This window comes from Paenibacillus sp. FSL P4-0081, from assembly GCF_000758565.1.
GTDB lineage: Bacteria > Bacillota > Bacilli > Paenibacillales > Paenibacillaceae > Paenibacillus_AQ > Paenibacillus_AQ phytohabitans.
Map to the genome: position 1 here is coordinate 4,132,686 of NZ_CP009280.1, position 26,427 is coordinate 4,159,112.

Annotated in this window: 27 protein-coding genes and 1 pseudogene; 21 read left to right on the plus strand and 7 right to left on the minus strand. The window is 48.0% G+C overall.

What is annotated here, in order from left to right; translation table 11 throughout:
• The first annotated feature begins 10 nt into the window (after positions 1–10).
• Both P40081_RS17695 and P40081_RS17700 read left to right on the plus strand, forming a co-directional pair.
• Entirely contained in the window at positions 11–1,246 is a 1,236-nt protein-coding gene (locus P40081_RS17695) for an MFS transporter (RefSeq protein ID WP_042137279.1), read from the plus strand.
• A gap of 140 nt (positions 1,247–1,386) precedes the next feature.
• Positions 1,387–1,995 (plus strand): sugar O-acetyltransferase, encoded by a 609-nt coding sequence (locus tag P40081_RS17700; RefSeq protein WP_042137280.1) that lies wholly within the window; start codon positions 1,387–1,389, stop codon positions 1,993–1,995.
• On the opposite strand, the gene P40081_RS17705 is transcribed toward P40081_RS17700, so the two are convergent.
• The 3 genes from P40081_RS17705 to P40081_RS17715 form a co-directional block, all read right to left on the minus strand.
• Positions 1,992–2,666, minus strand: a complete 675-nt coding sequence (locus P40081_RS17705) for a LutC/YkgG family protein (protein ID WP_042137281.1) — start codon at positions 2,664–2,666, stop codon at positions 1,992–1,994. The two genes, P40081_RS17700 and P40081_RS17705, sit on opposite strands and share 4 nt — an antisense overlap.
• Complete coding sequence (locus P40081_RS17710) at positions 2,663–4,024, minus strand: LutB/LldF family L-lactate oxidation iron-sulfur protein (RefSeq protein WP_418793857.1); 1,362 nt, start codon at positions 4,022–4,024, stop codon at positions 2,663–2,665. The genes P40081_RS17705 and P40081_RS17710 overlap by 4 nt, the downstream gene beginning before the upstream one ends.
• 62 nt (positions 4,025–4,086) lie before the next feature.
• Positions 4,087–4,836: a (Fe-S)-binding protein gene (locus tag P40081_RS17715; protein WP_042137285.1), complete on the minus strand. Its 750-nt coding sequence runs from the start codon at positions 4,834–4,836 to the stop codon at positions 4,087–4,089.
• 169 nt (positions 4,837–5,005) lie between these two features.
• Here P40081_RS17715 and aldA point away from each other — a divergent pair, with 169 nt between their 5' ends.
• The gene (gene aldA, locus P40081_RS17720; RefSeq protein ID WP_269323266.1) at positions 5,006–6,451 is read left to right on the plus strand and encodes an aldehyde dehydrogenase; all 1,446 of its coding nucleotides are present in this window, start codon (positions 5,006–5,008) and stop codon (positions 6,449–6,451) included.
• A gap of 65 nt (positions 6,452–6,516) precedes the next feature.
• Here aldA and P40081_RS17725 read toward each other — a convergent pair whose 3' ends face one another.
• The gene (locus P40081_RS17725) at positions 6,517–6,936 is read right to left on the minus strand and encodes a GNAT family N-acetyltransferase (protein ID WP_042137287.1); all 420 of its coding nucleotides are present in this window, start codon (positions 6,934–6,936) and stop codon (positions 6,517–6,519) included.
• A gap of 215 nt (positions 6,937–7,151) precedes the next feature.
• Here P40081_RS17725 and P40081_RS17730 point away from each other — a divergent pair, with 215 nt between their 5' ends.
• From P40081_RS17730 to P40081_RS17765, 8 genes and pseudogenes are all read left to right on the plus strand, one after another.
• Positions 7,152–7,895, plus strand: a complete 744-nt coding sequence (locus tag P40081_RS17730) for a metal ABC transporter ATP-binding protein (RefSeq protein WP_197073119.1) — start codon at positions 7,152–7,154, stop codon at positions 7,893–7,895.
• Positions 7,888–8,730 carry a metal ABC transporter permease gene (locus tag P40081_RS17735; protein ID WP_197074370.1) on the plus strand — a complete coding sequence of 281 codons (843 nt, stop codon included), beginning with the start codon at positions 7,888–7,890 and terminating at the stop codon, positions 8,728–8,730. The genes P40081_RS17730 and P40081_RS17735 overlap by 8 nt, the downstream gene beginning before the upstream one ends.
• Complete coding sequence (locus tag P40081_RS17740) at positions 8,727–9,650, plus strand: metal ABC transporter substrate-binding protein (RefSeq protein ID WP_042137290.1); 924 nt, start codon at positions 8,727–8,729, stop codon at positions 9,648–9,650. The genes P40081_RS17735 and P40081_RS17740 overlap by 4 nt, the downstream gene beginning before the upstream one ends.
• 220 nt (positions 9,651–9,870) lie before the next feature.
• Positions 9,871–10,602, plus strand: coding sequence for an SDR family NAD(P)-dependent oxidoreductase (locus P40081_RS17745; protein ID WP_081969997.1), 732 nt, complete (start codon positions 9,871–9,873; stop codon positions 10,600–10,602).
• Between the two features lie 225 nt (positions 10,603–10,827).
• Positions 10,828–11,376, plus strand: a complete 549-nt coding sequence (locus tag P40081_RS17750; RefSeq protein ID WP_042137292.1) for a GNAT family N-acetyltransferase — start codon at positions 10,828–10,830, stop codon at positions 11,374–11,376.
• Positions 11,377–11,546: 170 nt separating this feature from the next.
• The gene (locus P40081_RS17755; protein ID WP_042137294.1) at positions 11,547–12,302 is read left to right on the plus strand and encodes a carboxymuconolactone decarboxylase family protein; all 756 of its coding nucleotides are present in this window, start codon (positions 11,547–11,549) and stop codon (positions 12,300–12,302) included.
• A gap of 125 nt (positions 12,303–12,427) precedes the next feature.
• Positions 12,428–12,853: pseudogene (locus tag P40081_RS17760) on the plus strand (SDR family NAD(P)-dependent oxidoreductase); the annotation flags it as partial.
• 60 nt (positions 12,854–12,913) lie between these two features.
• Complete coding sequence (locus P40081_RS17765; RefSeq protein WP_042137295.1) at positions 12,914–13,771, plus strand: aldo/keto reductase; 858 nt, start codon at positions 12,914–12,916, stop codon at positions 13,769–13,771.
• Between the two features lie 79 nt (positions 13,772–13,850).
• Here P40081_RS17765 and P40081_RS17770 read toward each other — a convergent pair whose 3' ends face one another.
• Complete coding sequence (locus P40081_RS17770; protein WP_042137296.1) at positions 13,851–14,834, minus strand: NADP-dependent oxidoreductase; 984 nt, start codon at positions 14,832–14,834, stop codon at positions 13,851–13,853.
• 171 nt (positions 14,835–15,005) lie between these two features.
• On the opposite strand from P40081_RS17770, the gene P40081_RS17775 reads away from it, so the two are divergent.
• Together P40081_RS17775 and P40081_RS17780 are read left to right on the plus strand one after the other, a co-directional pair.
• Positions 15,006–15,593, plus strand: a complete 588-nt coding sequence (locus P40081_RS17775; protein ID WP_042137297.1) for a TetR/AcrR family transcriptional regulator — start codon at positions 15,006–15,008, stop codon at positions 15,591–15,593.
• 46 nt (positions 15,594–15,639) lie between these two features.
• Positions 15,640–16,065 carry a MaoC family dehydratase gene (locus tag P40081_RS17780; RefSeq protein WP_042137298.1) on the plus strand — a complete coding sequence of 142 codons (426 nt, stop codon included), beginning with the start codon at positions 15,640–15,642 and terminating at the stop codon, positions 16,063–16,065.
• Positions 16,066–16,071: 6 nt separating this feature from the next.
• Here the strand turns inward: P40081_RS17780 and P40081_RS17785 are convergent, their stop codons facing one another.
• Positions 16,072–17,220 carry an epoxide hydrolase family protein gene (locus tag P40081_RS17785; RefSeq protein WP_042137299.1) on the minus strand — a complete coding sequence of 383 codons (1,149 nt, stop codon included), beginning with the start codon at positions 17,218–17,220 and terminating at the stop codon, positions 16,072–16,074.
• A gap of 153 nt (positions 17,221–17,373) precedes the next feature.
• Between P40081_RS17785 and P40081_RS17790 the strand changes: the two genes are divergently transcribed.
• From P40081_RS17790 to P40081_RS17825, 8 genes are all read left to right on the plus strand, one after another.
• Positions 17,374–19,629, plus strand: a complete 2,256-nt coding sequence (locus P40081_RS17790; protein WP_042137300.1) for an ATP-binding cassette domain-containing protein — start codon at positions 17,374–17,376, stop codon at positions 19,627–19,629.
• Between the two features lie 536 nt (positions 19,630–20,165).
• Positions 20,166–20,603 (plus strand): hypothetical protein, encoded by a 438-nt coding sequence (locus P40081_RS17795; protein WP_042137301.1) that lies wholly within the window; start codon positions 20,166–20,168, stop codon positions 20,601–20,603.
• A 32-nt stretch (positions 20,604–20,635) separates the two neighbouring features.
• Positions 20,636–20,965, plus strand: coding sequence for a low molecular weight protein tyrosine phosphatase family protein (locus P40081_RS17800; RefSeq protein ID WP_042137303.1), 330 nt, complete (start codon positions 20,636–20,638; stop codon positions 20,963–20,965).
• 47 nt (positions 20,966–21,012) lie between these two features.
• Positions 21,013–21,717 carry a class I SAM-dependent methyltransferase gene (locus P40081_RS17805; protein WP_042137305.1) on the plus strand — a complete coding sequence of 235 codons (705 nt, stop codon included), beginning with the start codon at positions 21,013–21,015 and terminating at the stop codon, positions 21,715–21,717.
• A 237-nt stretch (positions 21,718–21,954) separates the two neighbouring features.
• Positions 21,955–23,193, plus strand: coding sequence for an FprA family A-type flavoprotein (locus tag P40081_RS17810; RefSeq protein WP_039307916.1), 1,239 nt, complete (start codon positions 21,955–21,957; stop codon positions 23,191–23,193).
• Positions 23,194–23,209: 16 nt separating this feature from the next.
• The gene (locus P40081_RS17815; RefSeq protein ID WP_042137308.1) at positions 23,210–24,424 is read left to right on the plus strand and encodes an NAD(P)/FAD-dependent oxidoreductase; all 1,215 of its coding nucleotides are present in this window, start codon (positions 23,210–23,212) and stop codon (positions 24,422–24,424) included.
• A gap of 27 nt (positions 24,425–24,451) precedes the next feature.
• The gene (rd, locus tag P40081_RS17820) at positions 24,452–24,634 is read left to right on the plus strand and encodes a rubredoxin (RefSeq protein WP_039307922.1); all 183 of its coding nucleotides are present in this window, start codon (positions 24,452–24,454) and stop codon (positions 24,632–24,634) included.
• Between the two features lie 40 nt (positions 24,635–24,674).
• Positions 24,675–25,385, plus strand: a complete 711-nt coding sequence (locus P40081_RS17825; protein WP_042137310.1) for a Crp/Fnr family transcriptional regulator — start codon at positions 24,675–24,677, stop codon at positions 25,383–25,385.
• 67 nt (positions 25,386–25,452) lie between these two features.
• Here the strand turns inward: P40081_RS17825 and P40081_RS17830 are convergent, their stop codons facing one another.
• Positions 25,453–26,361 (minus strand): ketopantoate reductase family protein, encoded by a 909-nt coding sequence (locus P40081_RS17830; RefSeq protein WP_042137312.1) that lies wholly within the window; start codon positions 26,359–26,361, stop codon positions 25,453–25,455.
• Between the last annotated feature and the right edge of the window lie 66 nt (positions 26,362–26,427).

A 26,427-nucleotide genomic window follows, 5' to 3' on the forward strand; every position in this document is an offset into this window, starting at 1 on the left:
GGAGAATTACATGTTCAAATCCAGATCACACTCTACACAGAACACAGAACAAACCGTAGACAGACACGCTTTAATCTTCGGCCTTATCTCTGTATTTCTGTGCGGAATAGGCTTCACTATCATAGCGCCTGTCGTTCCATTCTTAGTGCAGCCGTATACCGATAATCCGGGAGAACAAGCGGTAATGGTTACGCTGCTGACCTCCGTTTATGCATTTTGCGTATTTTTTGCGGCCCCGGTACTTGGAGCACTAAGCGACAAATACGGCCGCCGTCCATTGCTCTTAATATGCTTGTTAGGTTCTGCGATCGGGTACTTTATTTTTGGTATAGGAGGAGCCCTGTGGGTACTGTTCGCCGGTCGGATCATAGAAGGTATAACAGGCGGGAGCATCAGCACGATCTTTGCCTATTTTGCAGACATTATTCTACCGGAGCAAAGAACCAAATACTTTGGCTGGGTGAGTGCGGTCGTAGGTGCAGGCACCATCATTGGCCCGAGTGTAGGCGGATTACTTGCCAAGTTTGGCTATGCTGTACCGATGTATTTTGGAGCGGCCATTACTTTATTGAATGTTATCTACGGATTCTTCTACATGCCGGAGAGTCTGAGCAAGAATAATAGACTGCAAGAGATTACCTTTGTTAGACTGAATCCATTCTCACAGCTGGCCAGTCTGCTCTCCATGAAAAACTTGAACAGGCTGCTTATTTCCGCCTTCCTGCTCTGGATACCTAATGGATCTATGCAGGCTGTGTTCTCACAATTCACAATGGATTCCTTCAGCTGGAAACCGGCAATCATCGGACTAATGTTCTCCATTATGGGTTTTCAGGATATCCTGTCGCAAGGCTTCATCATGCCCAAGCTTCTGAAGAAATTAAGTGATCAGCAGATCGTCGTACTTGGAATGGTCTCGGAGATTATAGGCTATGGGTTCATTGCCGTCTCGTCACTCTTAGCGTTCTATCCGCTTTTCATCGTTGGAATGTTCATCTTCGGCTTTGGTGATTCGATCTTCGGGCCTTCGTTCAACGGGATGCTATCCAAGTCTGTCGATTCGAGTGAACAAGGGAGGATTCAAGGCGGCAGCCAATCGATTCAGGCGTTGGCCAGGATGATCGGGCCTCTCATTGGGGGGCAAATCTATGTATCGCTTGGTCATTCTGCGCCTGCTGTTATGGGGATCATCCTAATCGCAGCGGCAATACCGGTTCTATACAAGAGAACGCATGTAACAATGTAAAATGTCTTGCAGCCCCGCCAATCAGTGGGGCTCTTGTTCTTCCTATATAATTATGGTATAACTTATTATAAGTCATTTAATAAGTGGTGATTGAGGTGCAGGTCGGCCGATTACTCTACAAGAAAAGGCAGGAACAAACAATGAACCAGAAAGAAAGAATGCTTGCAGGTCTCCCTTATAAAGCTTGGCTGGATGGATTAACGGAAGAGAGAACAGCTGCCAGACTGATGGTCCATCAGTTCAATCTGCTCCGTCCTGATGAAGAAGAGGAGAGAGCAGCACTGATCCGGAAGATTATCGGCAAGACAGGAGAGGTAATTCATATCGAAGCGCCCTTCCACTGCGATTATGGAACCAACATCTCTGTGGGGAATAATTTCTATGCTAATTTCAACTGTACTATTCTTGATGTCGGCAGAGTCGTCATCGGTGATAATGTCATGTTTGCTCCGAATGTATCGCTCTATACCGCAGGACATCCCGTCCATCCCGATTCCCGGAATTCAGGCTATGAATATGGGATCGCTATAACGATCGGCAATAATGTCTGGATCGGCGGCAACGTGATCGTGAATCCGGGCGTAACCATAGGTAACAATGTAGTGATCGGGGCTGGCAGCGTGGTGACCAAGGACATTCCCGATAACGTGATAGCAGTAGGCAGCCCATGCAGAATTATCCGTGAGATCACCGAGGAAGACCGGAAATTTTATTATAAGGATAGAGAATTTGATGTTACGGATTACTAAATAAGCACATAAGTAGCTCTCAGCGGTCCATGCACACCCACCACGAGTTTCATTTCGATATCGGCGGAATTGGAGGGGCCGGAGATGAAATTAATTGATGAGCCCACCGGCTCACCGGCTTGAATTCTCCGGTTAAACGCTGCTGCTGCCTGAGTAGAACGGAGCACAAGCCTCTGCCGCTCAATCACCGCAATATAATGGGCAGGCAGGAAGTGAAGGGAGCGGCCCTGATCCGGGCGGCTCTCTACCACAACCGTTCCGGACTCAGCCAGCGCACAGTCGGCGAAGATAATCGCTGTATTCGCTGATTCAGCCCGCATAACATTCTCCTCTCTTCCTGCTGCTTCCTCCCACACGGCGGCATCCGGGAACTCCAGCCCGTATTCGGCAAACCGGGGATCTCCGGAAGTCATAACCAGCCCGCCGCCATTCGCTTCTATAAGATCATCCAAGGTCCGCTGCAGAATCTCCGGATTCGATTCAATCACTTGAGTGTGAATGAAGAAACACTGCTCCTTAAGAATCTCTACCAGATCATCGTTAGTTAGCTCGCCATAGTTGTCCGGAATCAAGTCCTGTATAACAGGCCGCTGAACATTAGTCTTACGTTCCCGGCCCAGCTTAGCGGCAATTGTATTCAGAAAAGCCTCCTTATTCGAGGATACTGTCATTGCTCTGACCCTCCTTTACGTTTCTCCATCCATGCCCGGAAGCTGTCCTGCTGCTTGACGGGCTGCTTGAGGTCGCGGGCATGAATCCAGCCGTGAATCAAGGCTGGTCCTCTTACGATTCGCCCCTGTTTACTCATCAATCGGCTGGCGGAGTGTGCTAACCGCAGGGTCCGGCCGAATAGGGCAGGGGAGGACAGCAGCCGGCTGGCCGCTTTCATCTGAAGCCTGTCTGCGGCGCCGGTTCTTCGCTGCCCGACAATGTTCTGCCGGTGCATGATCAGCTGCTCATGCAGCGGAATCTTCACCGGGCAGACATCTGTACAAGCACCGCAGAGACTGGAGGCAAACGGCAGCTCCTTATAGTCATCGTACCCGCCAAGCAGCGGAGTGATTACCGCACCGATCGGGCCCGGATAGATTGATCCGTAGGCATGCCCGCCGATATGGCGGTAGATCGGGCAGACATTAAGGCAAGCACCGCAGCGGATACACTGCAACGCCTCGTTAAATTCACTTCCCAGAATATCGGACCGGCCGTTGTCGACAACAACCAGGTGGAATTCCTCGGGACCATCTGTCTCTCCGGCTGCAGAAGGCCCCAATACGGTAATGTAGCTGGTTAATTTCTGTCCGACGGCACTGCGGCAGAGCAGGTTATCCAGCACCTCCATTTCCTCCATGGTCGGGACAATCCGCTCCATACCCATCACCGCAATATGGGTCTTCGGAATGGCAGCCGTAAGATCACCATTGCCCTCATTGGTCACCAGATTGATCGCTCCCAGATTAGCTATGGCGAAGTTGCAGCCCGTAATCCCGACTTCAGCTTCCAGGAACTTCTGCCGCAGAACCGTCCGGGCGAATCCGGCTAGATTCTCCGGGGTTTCATCTCCCGTATATCCGAGCTTCTCTGAGAACACCCGCCGGATTTGTCTCCGGTCTTTATGCAGTGCGGGAGCGACGATATGCGAGGGCGGGTCCCAATCATCCATTTGGAGGATATACTCCCCAAGATCCGTCTCAATCAGCTCACAGCCGGCTTCGATCAGGACATGGTTCAGCTCAATTTCCTCCGTGACCATAGATTTGGATTTTACAACCTTTTTAGCCTGCTTGCGGACGATCACATCTCTTATATAACTGCTGGCCTCTTCTTTGGTAGCTGCAAAATAAATATGGCCGCCTTGTCGCTCAACATTATCGGCGAGCTGCCCGAGATAATAATCCAGATTCTGCAGGGTATGCTGGCGGATAAGCTGGCCTGCGTTCCGCCACTGCTCCCAATCCCCTAGTGCGGTGGCGGCAGACAGACGTCTCGTCTTGAGACTGTCCTGCGCAGAACCGACAGCATTTCGCATGAATGAATCCCCAAGACCGTCCAAAGTCCGTTCGCTGAAATTACGTTTATCGGTTTGCAGGCTCAAGTCCGGCTTCCTCCTCTGCTAACAACAGGCTGATGCTGATTCAGCACTTCAGCAATATGCATAATCTTGACAGGCTCACCCTTGCGGGACAGACGCCCCCCGATATTCAGCAGGCAGCCCATATCTGCACTAATCAGAATATCAGCTCCGGTATCCTTGATACAGCCGCATTTCTCGTCCACCATCTGCTCGGAAATCTCGGGCATTTTGACCGAAAAGGTTCCACCAAAACCGCAGCAGTTATCGCTGTTCTTAAGCGGCTCCAGCTGCAGTCCTCTGACGTGTTCAAGCAGCTGATATGGAGTTTCCTTCTCACCCAGCAGTCTTGTCATATGGCAGGAACGGTGGTAGGTGGCGGTTCCTTCAAGGCTTGCACCAACATCAGTGACGCCAAGCACCCTGACGATGAACTGCGTGAACTCATAGGATTTTTCTTTCAAAGCAACCGCTTTCAATTCCCACTGCGGATCACCTTTGAAGATCTTCGGGTATTCATGGAACATAGCAATGCAGGAGCCGGAAGGACCCACGACATATTCGGAGTTCTCGAAGGCAAGCATCATATTCTGCATGGCGAGCTTCGAATCCTTCAGATAGCCGCTGTTGTAAGTGGGCTGCCCGCAGCAGACCTGCGAAGCCGGGAAATCGATCTCACAACCCAGCCGCTCAAGGACTTCAACCATAGCAATACCGACCTCCGGGGTCATAAGGTCTACTAAACAAGTAGAGAAAATACTGACTTTCACAGCCGATCCCTCCAATCAATGTAACCCTATATTCATAGCTTAACTCAAGAAGTCAATGAAAAACAACATAAAAACAAATAGTAAATGTGAATCTTATTGACAATAAATATTGATAGCGTTTACACTATGGTTGGGCAATTGTAATAATCTACCTTGAGGGGGAGAAACAGTGACCAAGCATTTGATGTATATCGATGGCCAATTTACGGAATCCGAAGGCAAAGAATGGATCGAAGTAACCAACCCGGCAACAGATGAAGTAATCTCACAGGTTCCCAAGGCTACAAGGAATGATGTCATACGTGCCATTAATGCAGCAGAAGAAGCCCAATCAGCCTGGGAGGAAACTCCGGCGGTCGAGAGAGGCAGATTTTTGCATGCCATTGCAGACGGGATTCGCGCGGAAGCGGACAGCATCGCCAGGCTGATCTCGGAAGAAGTAGGCAAGACACTGGAATTATCTGCGGTAGAGGTTAACTTTACAGCGGATTATTTGGACTATATGGCGGAATGGGCACGGCGTTATGAAGGGGAGATCGTTCAGAGCGACCGTGATAATGAGAATATCTTTGTGTTTAAACGGGCGATTGGTGTAACGACAGGCATCCTGCCCTGGAATTTCCCGTTCTTCCTGATCGCGAGAAAGATGGCTCCGGCGCTGATTACCGGCAATACGATTGTCGTCAAGCCCAGTGCGGAATCCCCGAACAATGCTGTGGCCTTCAGCCGTATTGTTGATAAAGCCGGTCTGCCCAAAGGGGTATTCAACCTGGTAACAGGCAGAGGCGGAGAAGTAGGCCATGAACTGGCCAGTAACCCGAAGGTCGGAATGGTCAGTCTTACAGGCAGCGTACCAGCCGGACAAAAGGTGATGGAGGCAGCCGCCGAGAATATCATCAAGGTCAGTTTGGAGCTTGGGGGCAAGGCACCGGCCATTGTTATGAAGGATGCCGATCTGGACCTGGCGATCAAAGCGATTGTGGATTCCCGTGTAATTAATACAGGCCAAGTCTGTAACTGTGCAGAGCGCGTCTATGTACATGAGGCCATTAAGGATGAATTCACCTCCCGCCTGGTTGAAGCTATGAAGGCAGTGAAATACGGAGACCCGCTCAAGGACAAGGATATTCATATGGGACCTCTGATTAATAAAGCCGCACAAGAATCGGTTCAGCAGAAGGTGGACCGGGCAGTTCAAGAAGGGGCCACAATTGCTCTGGGTGGTAAAAAGGTAGAAGGTGCAGGCAGCTTCTTCGAGCCGACGGTCATCACCAATGCCACCAACGACATGGAGATTGTGCAGGATGAAATCTTCGGTCCGGTTATCCCGGTCATTTCGTTCTCTACCCTGGATGAAGCGATCGCGCTTGCCAACGATAGTGAATTCGGATTAACGTCATCGTTATATACCCAGAATCTGAATGTCGCTATGAAAGTAATCAAACGTCTGAAATACGGAGAGACCTACATTAACCGCGAGAATTTTGAAGCGATGCAGGGCTTCCATGCAGGCTGGAGAAAGTCCGGGATCGGCGGTGCCGACGGCAAACATGGACTGAACGAATATCTGCAGACGCACGTAGTCTATCTACAGTATGACAAGTCAGTTAACTAAATGAACTCATAATTCTCGCAGATATAATAAATGCTCCCAGGCAGTGTGGGAGCATTTTTGCGTGGTTATTCAAGACTTTTCTTCAAATAATATTTCGTCTGGCCTTCCTGGGGACAATTATGGATCTCCCCGAAGACCTCGTACCCCAGTTTCTGATAAAAGCGCGGAGCCTGCCAGCTCATGGTGGTTAATTCACTCACCTTACAGCCTCGCGACCGGGCTCTGTCTTCCAGCTCCTTGAGCAGTATTCCGCCTAGTCCGTTGCCTCTATAGGCGGGATCGACGGCCAGCAGGTGAACATTTAGAATCTTCCAGACCATATCACCGGTAATGCCTCCTACATATGTATCACCTTCATAAGCTGCCAGCGAGATCACTTCGCGCTCATAAGGCGGAATGCTGTCATCCATCCGCCGGCTATGCTCCTCCAGTAATCCCGATATTTCCTGACTGTTCTGCTCCAGGTTCAAATCTGCGATTCTCAACCCAATCACTCCTTCTGCTGAAATTGTAACACAAATTTAAATTATTATTGACAATTTGCCCGCAGTTAAATATATTGTTCATAAGACTAAATGTTTCCCGCAGGAAACAAATATGTATTCAGAACTTATTGTTTCATTCAGGAAACAAAGAATATTCAGACTCATAATTACGTCATATTTCAGACAGCTATTAGCAGATAAGGAGTTAGCATATGATCGAGATTAAAGACCTAAATGTTGATTATTTCGGCAGTTCAGCACTGGAGAATGTGAATCTCGAGATCCCGTTCGGGCATACGGTGGGGATCATCGGACCGAATGGCGCAGGGAAATCAACACTGATTAAGGCATTATTAGAAGTGATTAAGAAGAGAACTGGCTCGGTCAGGGTTGAGGGCAGGGATATTTCGGAGTACAAACGGAAGATTGCCTACGTGCCGCAAAAAAATGATATTGATCTCACGTTTCCGATCACGGTGAAGGATACGGTGTTGACTGGAACCTACCCGAACCTGAGAATCTTCCAGCGCCCCGGCAAAAAAGACCGGGAACGGGCCGAGGAATGTATGGCGATGGTGGATATAAGCGATCTTGCGAATAAACAAATCAGCAATTTATCCGGCGGACAGCTGCAAAGGGTCTTTATTGCCAGGGCACTCGCCCAGGGAGCGGACGTTTTTTTCCTGGATGAACCGTTTGTCGGGATCGACATGGTCAGTGAGAAGATTATCGTGAATCTGCTTAAGCATCTTCGTGAAGAGGGCAAAACCATTCTCGTCGTTCACCATGATCTGCATGAGGTGGAAGAGTATTTTGACAAAATTATTATCCTGAATAAAAAACTGATCGCCTTTGGAGATGTGAAAGATACCTTCACTACCGACAATATCCGCGCAGCATATGGTGCCTCCTTGGGCAATGTGATCATCAAAGGGGCAGGAGGGACCGAATATGATTAATTATATGTCAGACTTGTTCAACATCCCGGTCTATGCGCTTAACGCCGGCTTATCCGCCATCATCCTGGGCATTGTATCGGGGGCGCTGGGCAGCTTCATTGTTCTCCGGAAGATGTCGCTGATGGGCGACGCTTTATCTCATGCTGTACTGCCTGGTGTAGCCTTGTCCTACATACTGGGGATCAACATCCTGCTGGGCGCATCCCTGTTTGGCCTGCTGGCCGCAATCCTTATCCAATTCATTACAAGCCGCAGTACGATCAAAAGCGACACTTCTATCGGCATTATACTCAGTTCATTTTTCGCCCTGGGGATTGTCCTCATTACTTTTGCCAAAAGCGGTCTGGATCTGACTCATATTCTGTTCGGGAATATCCTCGCCGTTCCGCAGTCTGAGTTAATGCAATCTTTCATCATCATGCTCGTTGTGATTACCATTATTGTATTGCTGTATAAAGAGCTGCTGATCAGCTCGTTCGATCCGGTAGTTGCCAAGGCTTATGGTTTAAAAACAGGCTTCTATCATTATCTGCTGATGATGCTGCTGTCTGTAGTTACGGTATCCTCGTTATCGCAAGTGGGGATTGTGCTTGTCATTGCGATGCTGGTGATCCCGGCAGCCACCTCCTATTTATGGACCCATACGCTGATCCACATGATTGTATTAGCCTCTGCGGTGGGTGCGGTATCGGGAATTGTAGGTGTGTATCTCAGCTTTGGCTTTAATCTCCCGACAAGTGCCACGATAGTACTGGTGGGTGTGAGCCTGTTCGCGGTCTCCTTCATACTGTCACCCAAAAATAATTTCTTAAGGAAAGGGCTGAAGCAAGGATGAAACAACTCAAATGGCTATCCTCTATCGTTCTGATCTCACTGCTCGCTGCTTGTTCTAATACTAATGAGGGGGAAGCGGGTGAGGATAAGCTGCAGATTGTTGCCACGTACTCCATCATCGCAGATATGACCGAGAATATTGTCGGGGACAAAGCTGAAGTATACAGTATGGTTCCCATCGGAACAGACCCGCATATGTATGATCCATTACCTGCCGATACGGGCAAGGTGTCCAGCGCAGATTTGATTTTCTATAACGGCCTGAATCTGGAGACGGGAAAAGGATGGTTCCAGGACCTGCTGAAGGTGACGAACAAGAACGAGGTTGCCTTTGCTGTCTCCGATGAAGTAACCCCGATGTATCTGACTGAGAAAGGCAAGGAAACGCAAGTGGACCCCCATGCCTGGCTGGATATCCAGAATTCCATTAAGTACGTGGATGTGATCACCAAACGTGTAATTGAACAGGACCCGGACAACAAGGAGTATTATCTTAACAATCAGACAGCCTACGTGAAGGAACTGAATGAGCTGGACCAATACGCCAAAGAGGAAGTAAATAAGATCCCGCAGGAACAGCGGATTCTTGTTACCAGCGAAGGGGCATTCAAGTATTTCTCGAAGGCTTACGGCTTCGAATCTGCTTTCATCTGGGAGATTAATACGGACAGCCAGGGGACGCCGGAGCAAATGAAACGGATCATTAGTATTATTGAAGAGAATCAGGTGCCTGCGTTATTCCTGGAGACGAGCGTGAATCCCAAGACGATGGAGACCATCTCTAATGAGACAGGAGTGCCCATACATTCTAAGATCTTCACTGATTCTTTAGCTAAAAAAGGGGAAGACGGCGACACCTACATTAAGATGATTCAATGGAATATCGACAAGGTCATCGAAGGGTTGTCACCTGATAAATGAAGGTAAGGCACATGAAGAGTGTCCAAAAAGCGGAATCCGCTGCTTGGAACACTCTTTTTAGGTTTCATGGTTTGCTGCGGATGCCCGCTTTGCGAGGTGTTTTGCGGACATTATTACATGAACTGCAAGCATTCCGTTATGGATATGCCACGCCTAGTCTCGTATAATCAACTGGTGTACTGCATTTTACTTACGAGAAATCGGGCAGGAGGTGAGCCTGTTGGAGAGTCGATGGGCTATAGTTACGGGTGCTGACCGGGGCGTTGGGCTGAGTCTGGTTAAGGCACTGCTGGAGCAGGGTTATCATGTGTTGGCCGGGCAGTATCTGCAGGAGAGCAATGAACACTTGGAGCAACTGAAGACAGTTTATGATCAGCACCTGCAGGTGCTTACGCTGGATATAAGCGACGGGGATAGTGTACAACAAGCAGTGGAGGCTATAGCAGCTTGCACGGACCAAGTGGACATACTGATTAACAACGGGGCGATTCTGGGTGATATGAGCAAGACGATTCAGGATACGCTGGATTTTGATGAAATGGAGCAGGTCTTCCGGGTGAACACGCTAGGCTCGCTGCGGATGTCGAATGGCTTAATTGATTCTATTCTCCGGAGTGACAGCAAGCTGATCGTTAACATTTCATCAGAAGCAGGCAGTATTGGAACCTGCTGGCGCAACAGCTGGTACGCTTACTGCATGTCCAAGGCCGCGCTAAATATGCAGTCTCAGTTAATTCAGAATCAGATTGCGGCGCAGGGCGGCAAGGTTATGGTTATCCATCCGGGTCATGTCCAGACTTATATGCAAGGAAAGCTGGATATAACCGGAAGCCTCACCGCTGATGAATCAGCCGGGTCTATTCTGCAGCAGATCGCGAATCGCCTGAAGTCGGATTACAAGCAGCAAGAGCTTACTCTGATTGACTATGCCGGTAATACGCTGCCCTGGTAAGTGGTGAAGATCCAATTTCATTTTAAAATCCTGCACAAATTGCAACAATGTGCTCATTTTTCCGGCACCAATCCGCCATTGTTGTATGAAATGCAGCATTTCTTCGCTTCCCAGCGGCTAATTATAGAAGAAACTTGCCTGAAGTTTAGCTTTCGGGCTTTTTTAATGGGATCGTATAATATGAAGCTGAGAGTCCGTCAGCAATTATATGTGGAGGTGTGTGTAATGGCAGAACAGAAGTACAGGCCGGAGGTAAGCATTGAACCTTGGGATGCCGGAGATTTCGGATTGCTGCAGCAATTGAATTCTCCCGAGATGACAGTGTTCCTTGGAGGACCGGAGACGGAGGAGAAGCTCCTGTCCCGTCATAAACGTTACTGTGAGATTGCCGGAACTGGAACAGGGAGAATGTTCAAGATCCTGTTGCAGCCAGAGCTAGAAGTAGCCGGCAGTGTAGGTTACTGGGATCAGACTTGGCATGGGGAACCGGTGTATGAAATCGGATGGAGCGTGTTAACTGCTTTTCAAGGGCAAGGTATAGCTGCAGAAGCAACCGTTAAGGCCATAGCTAGGATCCATTCAGAGCAGAAGCACAAGTATATTCATGCTTTCCCCAAAATCAGCCACCCTGCTTCTAACGCCATTTGCCGTAAGCTTGGCTTCACATTTATAGGCGAATGTGATTTCGAATATCCTTTAGGCACGATGATCCGGTGTAACGACTGGAGATTAGCTCTGGACCTGGAAGTTAATTTTAATAGACATTTTCGTTAAAATAGTGCATTACTGTACTTTTTAGGCGAAATCATAAATTGTATTACAAAGAGACTCGAGTATAATAATAGACATGAATTCATTTAAATAAAGGGTTAGCCAACTTGTTTGGTTGACCCTTTTTGGCGGAAGAACAATAAGCGTCCAGAAATAATCAGGAGGAGTACACAATGGAGATTACAGATGCCGCAAAGAAATACCACGAAAGAATGTTTCCGGGTTATGAATCCAAGCTTAAGGTAACAGATCCCGAGTTTATCGAGCGGTTTGATAATTTTGCATTTGATGAAGTGGTTCATCAGGATGATTTGGATGACCGGACCCGTATGATGGCCATTCTATCTGTATTAATCGGCTGTCAGGGAATCGATGAGTTCAAAGCTATGCTGCCCGCAGTCCTGAACTTTGGCGTTACACCGGTAGAAGCCAAGGAAATAGTCTATCAGTCCGTCGCTTATCTCGGTATTGGCAGAGTTCTTCCTTTCCTGCAAGTCCTGAATGATGTATTGACTGCGGGAGGTGTGGAGCTTCCTCTACCGGGGCAGGCCACAACCACTATGGAAACGCGTCTTAAAGCGGGGATTCAGGCGCAGGTGGATATTTTTGGCGAGAGCATGCAGGAGTTCTGGAAATCAGGCCCGGAGGAGAGCCGGCACATCAATCAATGGCTTGCGGCTAATTGCTTCGGCGACTACTATACCCGGCAAGGACTGGATCTCAAACAAAGAGAGATGATTACGTTCTGCTTCCTGTATGCCCAAGGCGGTTGTGAACCGCAGGCGACCAGTCATGCCGCAGCCAATATGAGGCTTGGAAATGATAAGGAGTTCTTGATCAAGGTCATTTCTCAATGCCTGCCTTACATCGGTTATCCGCGCAGTCTGAATGCGCTGCGGTGTGTGAACGAAGCAGCAGCGAAATCATAGTTAACAAGAGGATAGAATGATTATGCACAAAAGAACATGGCTGATTACAGGTGTCAGCAGCGGGTTTGGTTATGTGATGACGCAGCAGCTCCTTGAGCAAGGGGACAAGGTAATCCTATGGCGGACAGGTTGCCTTCCCGGGCAATTCAATGTACCATGCTACGAAGTTCGGCATTGAAGGCTTCTGTGAATCTGTGGCCCAGGAGGTCGCTGCTTTTAACATCGGGATTACACTCGTAGAACCGGGAGGAGCCCGTACCGAATTCCGCTATGGCAGCGCACAGGTTGCTTCATTAATGCCAGAATATGAGGGGAATCCTGCGCACGGCTTTTTGAGCATGCTGGACGGTTCGAATGGACTGGCTCCCGGCGATCCGGCGCGTATGGCTGCCCGTATTATCGAGAGTGTGGACGTAGAGCCTGCGCCGATGCGTATGGTGTTAGGCTCCCAGGCATTGGCCACCACCCTTTCGACTCTTATGAAGCGTGTTGCTGATTTCGAGAAGCAGACCGACTTGGCTGCCTCAACGGACTTTCCGGCTGGTGAATAACCGGCACTAATCAGACGGGGTTAAAATCACTTGTAACTATTAACTTAGGAGGAATTACAAATGGAGTATGTAACCTTAAACAACGGAGTACAAATGCCGATTCTGGGCTATGGAGTCTATCAGATTTCAGATCACGCGGAATGTGAGAAATGTGTGCTGGATGCCCTAAGCGTAGGCTACCGTTCCATTGATACCGCACAAGCTTACCGGAATGAGAAAGCCGTTGGCCGTGCTATTAAGAAGAGCGGAGTTCCCCGGGAAGAATTGTTTATCACAACCAAAGTATGGATCTCTAATGCAGGCTATGAACAAGCTAAAGCTTCTATTGAAGAATCCCTGCGAAAGCTGCAGCTGGATTATTTGGATCTGGTCCTGATTCATCAGCCGTTTGGGGATTACTACGGAACGTACCGTGCATTAGAAGAGCTGTATAAGGCCGGTACCCTCAGAGCAATTGGTGTAAGTAATTTCTATCCGGACCGATATATCGACCTTGTACAGTTTACTGAAGTAGTGTCGGCTGTAAATCAGGTGGAGACCCATGTCTTCAACCAGCAGGTCAAAGCTCAGGAAATCATGGAGAAATACCATACGCAGATTGAATCCTGGGGTCCTTTTGCCGAAGGGAAAAATAATTTGTTCACCAACACCACCTTACAAACGGTGGCTGATCAATATCATAAATCCACGGCCCAGGTGGCGTTGCGCTATCTGATTCAGAGAGGCGTGGTAGTCATTCCCAAAACAGTTAGCCGAAACAGAATGGAAGAAAACATGAATGTATTTGACTTCGGACTGACGCCGGAGGACATGGCTAAGATCGCTGCACTCGATACAGGCGAAAGCGCATTTTTCTCCCACTACGATCCGCAAGTCGTTGAGAACCTCACTGGCTACGGAAAACAGGGTCTGGAATAAAACGCAGATCCAGTATAGATAGCCAGACATGGGCAGTTAAAAGAGAAGGGCAGCTTCTTAACGGGAAGCTGCCCTTCTTTTATATTTCTTTTGAAATCACGATTTTTCCCCGTCTGGGTTGTTTCTCGCTTGTGCGGTACGCTTCAAATAAACCTTGAGTGGTAAATGGATACCTATGATCTACATGAATGTTGAGCTTCCCCTCCTGCATGTGAGTGGAAATTACATTAAGATCATCCCGGTTTGGACGGGCACGGAAAAATAGTGAGTCAATATTGCGAACGCCTGGATAGGTTCCAATACCGAAAGAGGTTATGGAAATATATTTCCCGCCATCCTTTAATATGTCATAGCTATAATCCCCGAACTCGCCTGGAAGTCCAGTTTCTAATTCTTTTTTCCCTAGCATAGCTGTATCAAGAACCATATCTACAGGTGCGGATAACCTTGTCACGAAATCCGGTTGTGAATAATAGTCAATGACTTCATCTGCGCCTAAACCCAGGACAAAGCCATGATTATGCTCTCTTGCAGTTGCAATTACATAAGCACCATAATGTCTGGCTAATTGAATGGCCGCATGTCCAACACCACCGGCACCCCCATGAATGAGAATACGCTGACCTTGCTGAAGCTTACCATGCTCAAAAAGTGCCTGCCAGGCCGTCAAGGCTACCGTAGGCGCAGCAGCGGCTTCTTCGAAGGATACATTGTCCGGTATCATCGTTAAGGTATCCTCATCGGCAGCCACTTGATCCATATAAGAGCCTCCACGGACCATCCCCATAACGCGGTCACCTGCTTTAAAGTGCTGTACCCCCGTACCCACACCTCTTACAACACCGGCAACATCACCTCCAAGAAAAAACGGGAATTGAATGGAAAATTGCCCGCCTACCGGGCTCAGTAATAGCTCACCCGAACGTAAATGATTATCTCCAGGGTTAATTGAGGAGGCATACACCTCCACCAGTACTTGTGTCTCTTTAATTGCAGGAACAGCTAGTTCATACTCTTCAAAAGACTCAGGGATATCAAAGCCGGTTATACCCATTGCTTTCATAGCGCAGCCTCCATTTGTATTATTGAACATTCGTTGAAAAACCAACGTTTGTTTGTTAAAATCACATTACAAAAAAGCAGAGAATTGTACAATCCCCAAAGCGATCCCTTATGTTGATTAATCAACACACACCTTAGAAATGTTCAATTCTGACTCATGAAGGAGAAATATATGGATAGACGTATACAGAAATCCAAACAGGCTATTATGGATGCTTTTTTAGCATTAATGTCGGAAACAGATATTGAAAATATCACTGTAAATAAAATTGCTGAGCTGGCCAATGTTAACCGTGGAACGGTTTATTTACATTTTCTAGATAAATATGATCTGCTTGATCATTGTTTGGAAGAACAAATTAACCGCTTAATCGACAAATGCGCGCCTGACAGTGAGGTTACCGGTAAATTCACTTCGAAATCCACATTGCTTCGGGTTTTTGAATATTTGGAACAGAATTCCGGGTTGTATTCTAAGATGCTGAGAAACCGGGGAGTACCTGCTTTTAGAAATCGTTTGCTTGTCGTTGTCCGGGAAAGTTTTAGCAGACAATTCGATTTAATCGCTGCCGGGCCAAATTTTAACAAGGAAATAACCGTACAGTTTCTAGCTTCTGCGGTAATAAGCTCTTTCGAATGGTGGATTAGCAATTCTATGCCTTATCCAGCTTCAGTGATGGCTGAACAGATATGGGCATTATTAGACCGGACGATGATTAGTTTGCCCCTGTCTAACCAAAATTCCGGATCTGTGATATAATCCTACTCTAAAATAAACGAGCAAAATTACTTCAAGAGGTGCAATCATGCGGTTTCATGAATTTTATATCGGACAAGTATTTAGAACCAAATCTCTAACCTTATCGAAAGAGGATATCACCAGATTTGCCGGCGAATTTGATCCGCAATATATGCATCTGGATGAAGAGAAGGCAGCGCAAGGCCGATTCAACGGAATCATTGCTTCAGGAATTCAGACCCTGGCTGTGTCGTTTAAGCTGTGGGTGGAGACAGGCAGTTATGGGGATGAGGTTATTGCCGGAACTGCGATGAACAACATTAAATTCATGCGCCCCGTATATCCGGGTGATGAATTGTATACCATGGTTGAAGTGACCGGGGTAGAAGAGAAGCGGAATGCAACAGGCCTGGTTACGGTGTTATTATCAACGTTCACCAGCTCAGACGATCAGGTTTTTGAGGGCGAGCTGTCTGTGCTGGTGAAGCAGTGAAATCTTTTATTCTCTTAATGCTCTGAAGAATTCACGGATGTCTTCCGCCAGAGGCGCGGGATCTTCCATGGCTGTGAAATGTCCGCCGCGGGGCATGGTAGTCCAGCGGGTGATATTCAGATTGCGGTCAGCCCATTCCCGGGGCGGCAAGGCGACATCTCCCGGGAAAATAGCTATACCGGTAGGCACCTCAATGCGCCCGAGAGGCGGCAGTGAATGCGTGTTCTCGTAATAGATATTCGCTGTTGACCCTGCTGTATGGGTAACCCAATAGATCATAATATTCGTAAGCAGTTCATCCTCGCTAAAGCTGTTCCTTAGGTCACCCTTGCAATCACTCCATGCATGGAATTTCTCAATAATCCAAGCTGCCAATCCTACAGGTGAGTCGTTCAGTCCGTAGGCAAGCGTCTGTGGCTTCGTCGATTGAATCGACATGTACCCGCCTTCATCAGCCATCCATTGCGAAGTATTCTTGATGTACAGGAGCTCTTCTTCAGACAGCCCTGACTTATCCTGCACAGCCAGAAGATTCCGGATGATGCCGATGTCGGTAAGATGTATGCCGGTCAGAAGTTCAGGATGGTTGAATGCCAGATACCGTGTAACACCAGAGCCGATATCCCCGCCTGCCGCAGCGAATTTCGGGTAGCCCAGATGTTCAGTCATTAGTCTGGCCCACAGCTCAGCCACATAAGCATTATTCACACCAGCGCGTTTCAGGCCATTAGAGAAGCCGAATCCGGGCACGGAAGGGACAATGACATCGAAGGAGTCTTCGGGATTCCCGCCATAACGTTCAGGGTCCGTAAGCATAGGGATAATCTTCTCGTATCGCACAAAGCTGTCCGGCCATCCGTGCGTAAGGATAATTGGCTGCGGATTAGGCCCTTTGCCGCGCTCGTGCACGAAATGCACATCGATTCCATCGACGTTACAGCGAAAATGTGACAAGCGGTTCAACTCGGCTTCTCTGGCACGCCAGTCAAACTGCTCCCGCCAATACGTAACGAGCGACCGTAAATAACTCTGATCCGAACCCCGTTCCCAGTCAGAACCCTCTAATGGATCGGGCCAGCGGACATGATCCAGTCTGTATTTCAGATCTTCAAGGATTTCATCAGACACATGGATTTGAAACCGTTCAATCGGCATATTGCTCTCTCCTTAAGTGTATTAGCTACAGCAACGATATAACTATAATATATCTTTTCAAAATCATGAGGCAATGCCGTAAACAAAAGCTAAGGATAATGCTAAGGATAATAGAAACAAAAGAAATCTATACCACCTGGAGGGATGCTAAGCATGAACGAAATGAATCAGGAGTATATCGTGATATCCGGTGCAAGGGAGAACAATCTTAAGAACGTATCCTTGCGTATCCCGAAACGAAAAATTACCATCTTCACCGGAGTATCCGGCTCCGGCAAGTCATCCATCGTCTTCGATACGATTGCTGCTGAATCCACGCGGCTGCTGAACGAGAACTTCAGCATGTTCGTGCGAACCTTCCTTCCGCGTTATCCGCAGCCGGATACAGACGGGATCGAGAACCTGAGCATGGCTGTTATCGTAGATCAGAAGCGGCTGGGCGGCGGTTCTCATTCCACGATGGGTACGATAACCGACATCTCGCCTATTCTCCGTCTGCTGTACTCCAGGGTGGGACAGCCCCATGTAGGCGGAGTGAACATGTTCTCGTTCAACGATCCGCAAGGGATGTGTCCCGAATGTAACGGGATCGGCCGCAAGCTTGGGGTCGATATGAGCCGGGCCGTGGACATGTCCAAGTCGTTGAATGATGGAGCCCTCATGCTGCCGGATTATGCAGTCGGCGGCTGGGATTGGAACATGATCGTGCAGGCGGGTGACTTCGATCTGGACAAGAAGCTAAGCGAATATTCAGATGCGGAGCTGGAACAGCTGCTGCACGGCAAGGCCAGGAAAGTGAAGATGGATTTTGCCGGGAAGGCAACTAACATTACGGTAGAAGGTGTTATTGAGAAGTTCACGGGCAAGTATATCAAACAGGATGTGAAGACCAAATCTGAGCGTACGCAAAAAATGGTCGCCCCGTTCATCTCCGAAGGCACCTGCTCCAGCTGCCATGGAGCAAGACTTAGCCAGGCTGCGCTCAGCTGCCGGATCAATGGAAGGAACATTGCGGAGCTGTCCGCTATGGAAGTCGGGCAGCTTATCCGCACCATCCGGGAGATAGAGGAACCTGCCGCAGCTCCGGTCGTCAAGTCGCTGGCGGAGCGGCTGCAGCATCTGGTCGATATCGGGCTGGACTACCTGACGCTGGACCGTGAGACCGATACGCTATCCGGCGGAGAATCACAGCGCGTCAAGATGGTGAAGCATCTAAGCGGCAGCCTGGTGGATGTCACCTACATCTTCGATGAGCCCAGCGTCGGTCTGCACCCGCGGGATGTCCACCGGTTAAATGAGCTGCTGGAGAAGCTTCGCGACAAAGGGAATACCGTCATTGTCGTTGAACATGATCCCGATGTTATCAAGCTGGCGGATCATATTGTCGATGTCGGGCCTCACGCCGGCAGCCGCGGCGGTAATATTGTCTATGAAGGCAGCTTCCAGGGGTTGCTGGAATCAGGAACGCTGACAGGCACTCATATGAAACGTCCGCTTCAGCTGAAGCAGGATTGCAGGGCGTCTTCCGGCAGGCTGTCCATCCAGAATGCCTCTCTGCACAACTTGCAGAATGTAAGTGTGGATATTCCTACAGGAGTACTTACAGTGGTAACAGGTGTCGCAGGCTCGGGCAAAAGTACGCTGATTAATGATGTCTTCCTCAGTCAGCATCCGGATACGATCGTTATTGACCAATCGGCGATTGGCGTCTCAACACGCTCCAATCCCGCTACCTACACGGGGATTATGGATGATGTCCGCAAGGCTTTTGCCGCAGCCAATAAGGTAAATCAAGGGCTGTTCAGCTTCAACTCCAAGGGCGCCTGCGAGAATTGCCAGGGACTTGGTGTCGTGTACACAGACCTTGGTTTCCTCGACAGCGTGAAGCTGCCCTGCGAAGTGTGCGGAGGCAGACGGTTCAAGGAGGAAGTGCTTGCCTACAAGCTGAACGGCAAATCCATTGCCGAGGTGCTGGAGATGACTGTTGAACAGGCTCTTGAGTTCTTCCAGCTCAAAGAGGTGGTGCGCAAGATTCAGGCTATGAGTGATGTGGGGCTAAACTATATTACACTCGGCCAGCCGCTCAGCACGCTCTCGGGCGGAGAATGCCAGCGCATTAAGCTGGCCAGCGAGCTGCATAAGAAAGGCAGCATCTATGTGATGGATGAGCCGACGACCGGCCTGCATATGTCCGACATCGGCCACCTCATGGAGATCATGAACCGGCTGGTGGATGCCGGCAATACGGTGATCGTCATCGAGCATAATCTCGATGTGATTAGCCAGGCAGACTGGATCATCGACATGGGGCCGGACGGAGGCAGCAAGGGCGGCGAGGTCGTATTCGAGGGCACACCTTCGCAGATTATTGATGCGGAGCATTCAATTACGGGAAGATATTTGGCGTAGTTATCGTCTGGAACCCGCATTATATGCGGGTTTTTCTTTATAATGCTATAAATTATTATAGATAACCCCATCTTCAGAGCCAGAAATGAGATTGACCGTAGATAAATAGAAAGATACCATAGAGTTGATGCAATCACCTTTTCTTGGAAATGTGGTTATGTTAGACGTTAACACATGAAGTATAATTCTATTTCACTAAATAAATCGAACTTAAAAATGTCCTGCTCTTTAGAAGCCTACGCCTTCAAATCTATTGAGAGTAAGTAACTAATGTGGAGTCCATAGCAAATAACTGTACTTCGTACAGTTAAATCATGGAGATAAACCTGATTTGACGGTTTAATTGTATTCTGTACAACTAAAAATAGCGGAAAGTCTTCTCTTACGAAATATGATGATTCTAATTGTAGAAAATACAATTAAAACACTCTCAACGCAATAATCGATCGCTTTAGTTGTACATAATACAGTTAAAGCTTACGTGCATGCTCGTTACGGCCAGCCTGCAGTTCAAGCAGGGAATAGGAGGAGTGATAATGTCTAATTACATTGTAAAAATCATACCAAAGCATGAGAAAACCATCCCCGGCGAAAAAGAGAGAAATGCAATTAAAAATCAAATGAGATTAATGACCGTTAACAAAGAAATAAGTGAACAGCTATATAATGAAGTAACATTTATAGATAGTGGATCGAATTTTGAAGGGATTAGATGCAATCATTGTATGACGTATTTAGAACCCGATTGGTGGGCTGAGCAAATGGATACAAAAAGCTCCAACCAGTTTAATGATTTATCAATAATTTCACCTTGCTGCGCCTCGGCCTTATCATTAAATGAATTGTATTATATTTGGCCAATGGGTTTTGCAAAATATGTTATTGAGATCATGAATCCCGAAGAAGATGAAGTGATTAGGATTGAACAATTCATAGAAAATATAAACTACAAATTAATAAGAGCGCATTACTAGAAATCCCAAAGTAAATATAGAGGCGATACAACATTAAACTACTCTTTATCTGCAGCCGGAATAAGTGGCGCAGTTTGACTGCTGAGAAGATTTTTGACGGATATAACGGTTACGAAGCAAGGTCGGCAGGCACGGAAGAAGGAGCAAGAATACAGGTGACCGAAGGATATATCGGATGGTCGGATCTGATATTCGTAATGGAGAAGAAGCATACAAGAAGGCTAAGGGACAAATTTGCAGACTCCCTAAGGAACAAACAGGTAATCTGTCTTGATATCCCGGACGACTATAGATTTATGGATGAAGAACTAATAGAAATCCTGAAATCCAGAGTATCCGAATATATTGAAGTTCCTGAATAAAGCAAATACAGAATGAAGTGGAATCGTTGAAAGCGTAAGGTGAACCAATGGACAGAATAGCCAACATCAGATCCGAAGAGAAGAAATATCATGATGACTGTTACGATACATACGACTTATTCAAGCCAGGGTCCTGGCTTCACAGGCCTGTTAAGACGGTGATCAGCCTTTTAGAGGAATATAAGGAGCGGGAATACTTAAGTGTGCTGGATTTGGGATCGGGGATCGGCCGGAACAGCATTCCTATCGCTGAATCTTTGAAGCACAGAAATGGTAAAGTGGTATGCGTTGACCTGCTGGAATCGGCTATAGATAAACTATATCATTACAGTAAGGAATTTGGAGTTGAGCAATACATAGTGGCAAGGTTATCCGATATTGAACAGTTCACCATTGAACCAGATGAGTATGATATTATCGTAGCCGTATCTTCTTTAGAGCATATCAGTTCAGAGCAGGCACTGGAGCGGAAACTGCAGGAAATGAATGCCGGTACGAAACAAAATGGAGCGAATTGTATTATTATCGCGTCGAACATTCATGAAGTTAACCTCGCACAAGCGGAAGAACTCGATCCCATGTTTGAAGTGAATCTAACTACGGCAAGAATGTTCGAGCTGCTGGATCAGCAGTATGCCGGCTGGGAAGTTGAGCAACGCTTCGTAAAACCGCTGGAATATGAAATCAGCAGAAAGGGTGAACCTGTCAGGCTGACTTCGGATTGTATAACGTTTGTGGCTAAGAAGAGCTGATCTCATGGGGATTGGCTTTTTATTTTGAACGCTGACTTGCAAGAGAAATTTCATTATTTCTGTCCAACTGTGACCATACGCACCACCCCTTCTGTTCAATCGTCTACATTAAAAGTATACGGTTGAGTTGTTTCATAAACTTCCGGAATTTGATTTGAATCCTCCTTTTTGTACGGCAGCCGTAATAGAATGAGGTTGCTGATAAGGATTATCAATCAAACATTGGAGGTTAACAAAATGAGTACACAATTCAAACAAATCGCCGGGGATACTTACTGGGTAGGCAAAATAGATAACCGTCAGGTTCCGTTCCACCGCCTGATTCTGGCTAAAGGAACAACCTATAATTCCTATCTGTTAAAAACGGGCAAGCCGACCGTGATTGATACGGTAGATATGGAGTTCGGCCGTGAATATGCCGAGTGTCTCGCCGGTATGATTGACCTCATGGATATTCATTACATCGTAATTAACCATACGGAGCCCGACCATTCCGGCGGCCTGGCAGCCCTTGCATCCCAGGCGCTAAATGCCACGATCGTGTGCACCGAAATCGCTGTGCCGGAACTGCAGGAAATGTATAAGCTGCACAGCCGGAACTTCCTGGTCGTTAAAGATGGCGATACGCTGGATATCGGCGGAAAAACACTGCTGTTCAAAGAAACGCCGTACCTTCATACTGCTGAGACGATGATTACGTATTGTATCGAGGATCAGATCCTGTTCCCCTGCGATATCTTCAGTACACATGTAGCTGTGGAGAATCTGTTCAGTGATGAAGCGGGATTTGATATCACCGAAGATTACAAGGGCTATTATGCCGCCATTATTCATCCGCACAGAAGATATGTAAGAACACTGCTGGAAGCGGTCAAGGATCTGGATATCCGCATGATTGCCCCATCCCATGGATTCCTGATCCGGGAGGATATCCCTAAATTCATTGATCTGTACGCCACGATGAGCCGCGAAACGACTCAGGGTAAAAAAGCAGTCATCGTATATACCACCATCAAGAACAGCACGAAGAAAATGGCCAAAATCATCCAGGATTGCCTGCAGGAGAATAATATCGGAACAGAAGTCTGGGATGCGGATAAAAGCAGCACTGCGGATATTCTGAACAGCATTGCTTCTGCAGACGCGGTCTTTATCGGCAGCTCTACTAAATATGCGGACATGATCGGGAACCTGGAGGATGTGCTGAAGGAGCTGCAGCATATGAATCTGGAAGGCAAGCTTGCGGCATCCTTTGGCTCGTACGGCTGGAGCGGAGAAGCCATCGAGGTCATTCAGGACTATCTGAACGGAACGAATATGACCGTGCAAAGCACTTCGGAGGTCATCAAAACCACCGGCATGACACATGTTGAATTCCCGGTTAGAGTAAGATTCTCCCCTAAAGAGCCAGAGAAGGTCCAGAAAATTAAAAATGCGGCTGAATTTGTATCGGATCTGCTGCTGAGCTCAATTTAGGGAGGAGGAACAACTCATGACGAAGCATTATGTAATCGTCGGCGGCGGCGTCTCCGCCGTCCATGCGGCCAAAGCAATCCGCGATCAGGACGCGGAAGCAGAAATATCGATACTAGGTGAGGAAAGCGGGCTACCGTATAACCGGATTAAGCTGACCAAAGGCCTGTTCACCGACCTGCACAGCGAGAAGGTGCTGATCAAGAAAGAGAAGTGGTACCGGGATAACCGTATAAACGTCAAGACCTCAACCCGGATCACCTCGATCCAGCCTGATCGCCGGATGGTAGAGACAGAAGACGGCCAGCGGGTGGAGTATCATAAGCTGCTGTTGTGTATGGGCGCGAGGAACCGCGCACTCTCTATCGAAGGTGCCGGACTTCAGAATGTCCACACCATCAGAGACATGAACGATGCGGACCGGTTAAAAGATAGTCTGCAGGATGGAAGCCGCGTAGCCGTAATTGGCGGAGGTGTCCAGGGCATCGAGACGGCTTGGGCTTTGTTCGAAGCAGGTTACGAGGTAACCGTGATCGAAGCAGCCCCGTCCCTGATGGGCAGACAGCTGGACGGGCACTCCTCCAGCCTTCTTAAGGAGACTCTGGAACAATCCGGAGTGAAGGTGATTCTGCAAGCAGGGATAACCTCTATTACGGGTACAGACTATGTTACCGGAATTACGCTGGACGATGGTTCTAATCTCCCGTGTGACCATGTTGTATACTCTATCGGAATTGTCCCGAACACTGCGCTTGTAAGCGGCTCGGCTATTCAAGTCCGGAACGGCATTATTGTAAACGATCAATTGCAAACCAGTGATCCGAACATCTTTGCTGCCGGTGATGTTGCTGAAATTAACGGGCATGTTGAAGGACTATGGGGCGGCGCAATAGAACAGGGAAGGATTGCCGGCAGCAACATGGCTGACAGTCTGACCGTTTACCGCAGAGCGGTTCCGGTTACTTTGTTTAATGCTTTTGGGATCTCTCTGTTCTCCATTGGCAACACAGATGAACGGCAATGCGATGTGGCGGTCAGCGGAGAAGAGAATGGCGCCTATACGCGGATCTATGTGAAAGATAATACAATCACCGGTGCGTTATCCTGGCAAGGAGCCGCTGCCTCCCTGACGTATAAGTCGGCTGTAGAACAGGGGATCAGCCTGACCGGAATTCATCTTGCCGGCAATAACATAGAAGCCATTATGGCTGAAGTACAATCCCGATTGAACTAAAAAACAAACTATTAGGAGCTGAGAAGAATGAAGAAATACATCTGTACACCCTGCGGCTATATCTATGACCCGGCAATAGGCGATCCTGATGAGGATGTAGCCGCCGGCACCGCGTTTGAAGATTTGCCTGAAGACTGGGTATGTCCGGTCTGCGGAGAGGATACAAGTCACTTCGTAGCAGTTGAAGATAAGAAATCTGTTACTCATTAGAGTAAGAAGCTTCTAAATACTACATTTCAGGGGGAACGGTATGAAAGAGCACTCCTGCCAGCACGCCGCAGAACCTTGTACACGCAAGGTACCGATTTTTGCTGCATTGACGGACGATGACCTCACCAGAATTAGCGCCATGATTAAGCACCGCAAGTTTACCAAAGGTCAGCCGTTAATTCTTGAAGGGGCGCCGTCAGATACGCTGTACATTATTCAACAGGGGCATGTGAAGCTATCCAAAATGACTCCTGAAGGCAAGGAACAAATCCTGCACATTCTGACGAATGGGGATTTCTTCGGAGAGCTCAGTATTTTTAACAGTGATGAGCTTAGTAATTTTAACGCATATGCCCTGAAAGACACTAATATTTGTATGCTGACCCGGAATGATATGGAGCATTTAATGACGGATAATCCGGAGATCTCTCTACGGCTGCTGAAAAGTGTAACCAAAAGACTCGCCCATACGGAGAATCTGGCGCAGAGCCTGGCGACCAAAGATCCGGAGATCCGGATTGCCTGCATGATCATGGAACTCAGTGACAAATACGGCAAGCGGCATGGAAGCCGTATTCATATTGATCTTCCGCTGTCCCGTGAAGAGCTGGCTAGTTATGTCGGGGTGACCCGCGAGACCATTAGCAGAAAGTTCTCCAGGTTTGAGGATTCGGGCCTGATCAAGCTGATTGGTAATAAACAGATGGTGCTCATGGATCCGGCCGGTGTGGAGAAGTATATGGGAAATTGAATCATAATAAAAGCGGCATTTCCACCAGTAGATAATGGGGAGATGCCGCTTTTTAAGCATGAAATAGTTAGGATGTAGTCTGCTGCAACAATTGTCCATCCCCAAACGCTATGTCCAGCAGCATAATCTCTGCTCTTCTGCTGACAGCCTGATTCCCCAGCTTAACATCAATGATGAAGTCATTGCTCAGCATCTGGCGGTACCGGGCGATAATGTCCTCTTCCGGCAATTCAGCCATCTGTTTCGTTTCCGGCGGGATGACCTGTATTCCGGACTGCTCAACTTGCCTAATATTGCGTTTAATATCAGCAGCAAGCTTGCTCAATGTACTGTCGCTTCTTGCAGTCTCCAAATCCACCATACCCGTACCATCCTCCGTATAAAAGTGCTTGTTGACTGCTGCCAGGGCAGCGTGTGAGATATGGAAGGCCTTTATATCCGGTTCGATTATATTAGTTAGACCTGCCTGATCAAGTAGTCCGGCAAGACGATTCACTCTTTCGGTCGTCTGTCCATTGATTTCACCAAATATAGTCCCTTGCCCAGGCTCCGTTCCAAACTGGGCGTAGAGCACACCGTCTTTGAGGTCTCCGCCAGCACCAGGGAAGCCTGGGAGCAGCCGCTCGCCTACGATTTCAAGCCAGGATTCATAACCTACCGTGTTGGTCAACGTAATAATGGTTTGGCTTCTGTTATTCTTAATCGCCTCAAGAGCAGACTCCGCCTGATCATACCGGACCGGAACAAAGATGAAATCATAGATGTCATCGTTATCGAGCTCCGCAATTACCTTCACCGGAATTTGCTGTATCGTGCCTTTCTCATTGTATTGCAGACCCTTCTTCTGGAGGGCATTCAGCCGCTTGCCCCGGGCCAGTAAGGTAACGTCAAGTCCTGACCGTGCGAACCGGAGTGCGTACACACTGCCAATCACTCCAGCGCCAACGATTAATATTCTGTCTGATTGTATATTCAAGTTCATCTGTCCTTTCAATTAGGTAACACACATTGTTTAAACAACACATGTCTGATACGATTGATG

Coding starts and splice junctions, on each gene's coding strand:
- P40081_RS17825 (WP_042137310.1), top strand. CDS start 24,675: ATGAAAGAGCACTCCTGCCAGCACGCCGCAGAACCTTGTACACGCAAG.
- P40081_RS17750 (WP_042137292.1), top strand. CDS start 10,828: ATGGCAGAACAGAAGTACAGGCCGGAGGTAAGCATTGAACCTTGGGAT.
- P40081_RS17735 (WP_197074370.1), top strand. CDS start 7,888: ATGATTAATTATATGTCAGACTTGTTCAACATCCCGGTCTATGCGCTT.
- P40081_RS17740 (WP_042137290.1), top strand. CDS start 8,727: ATGAAACAACTCAAATGGCTATCCTCTATCGTTCTGATCTCACTGCTC.
- P40081_RS17805 (WP_042137305.1), top strand. CDS start 21,013: ATGGACAGAATAGCCAACATCAGATCCGAAGAGAAGAAATATCATGAT.
- P40081_RS17765 (WP_042137295.1), top strand. CDS start 12,914: ATGGAGTATGTAACCTTAAACAACGGAGTACAAATGCCGATTCTGGGC.
- P40081_RS17770 (WP_042137296.1), bottom strand. CDS start 14,834: ATGAAAGCAATGGGTATAACCGGCTTTGATATCCCTGAGTCTTTTGAA.
- P40081_RS17780 (WP_042137298.1), top strand. CDS start 15,640: ATGCGGTTTCATGAATTTTATATCGGACAAGTATTTAGAACCAAATCT.
- P40081_RS17785 (WP_042137299.1), bottom strand. CDS start 17,220: ATGCCGATTGAACGGTTTCAAATCCATGTGTCTGATGAAATCCTTGAA.
- P40081_RS17775 (WP_042137297.1), top strand. CDS start 15,006: ATGGATAGACGTATACAGAAATCCAAACAGGCTATTATGGATGCTTTT.
- P40081_RS17790 (WP_042137300.1), top strand. CDS start 17,374: ATGAACGAAATGAATCAGGAGTATATCGTGATATCCGGTGCAAGGGAG.
- P40081_RS17710 (WP_418793857.1), bottom strand. CDS start 4,024: ATGCGAAATGCTGTCGGTTCTGCGCAGGACAGTCTCAAGACGAGACGT.
- P40081_RS17700 (WP_042137280.1), top strand. CDS start 1,387: ATGAACCAGAAAGAAAGAATGCTTGCAGGTCTCCCTTATAAAGCTTGG.
- P40081_RS17755 (WP_042137294.1), top strand. CDS start 11,547: ATGGAGATTACAGATGCCGCAAAGAAATACCACGAAAGAATGTTTCCG.
- rd (WP_039307922.1), top strand. CDS start 24,452: ATGAAGAAATACATCTGTACACCCTGCGGCTATATCTATGACCCGGCA.
- P40081_RS17815 (WP_042137308.1), top strand. CDS start 23,210: ATGACGAAGCATTATGTAATCGTCGGCGGCGGCGTCTCCGCCGTCCAT.
- P40081_RS17695 (WP_042137279.1), top strand. CDS start 11: ATGTTCAAATCCAGATCACACTCTACACAGAACACAGAACAAACCGTA.
- P40081_RS17705 (WP_042137281.1), bottom strand. CDS start 2,666: ATGACAGTATCCTCGAATAAGGAGGCTTTTCTGAATACAATTGCCGCT.
- P40081_RS17795 (WP_042137301.1), top strand. CDS start 20,166: ATGTCTAATTACATTGTAAAAATCATACCAAAGCATGAGAAAACCATC.
- P40081_RS17810 (WP_039307916.1), top strand. CDS start 21,955: ATGAGTACACAATTCAAACAAATCGCCGGGGATACTTACTGGGTAGGC.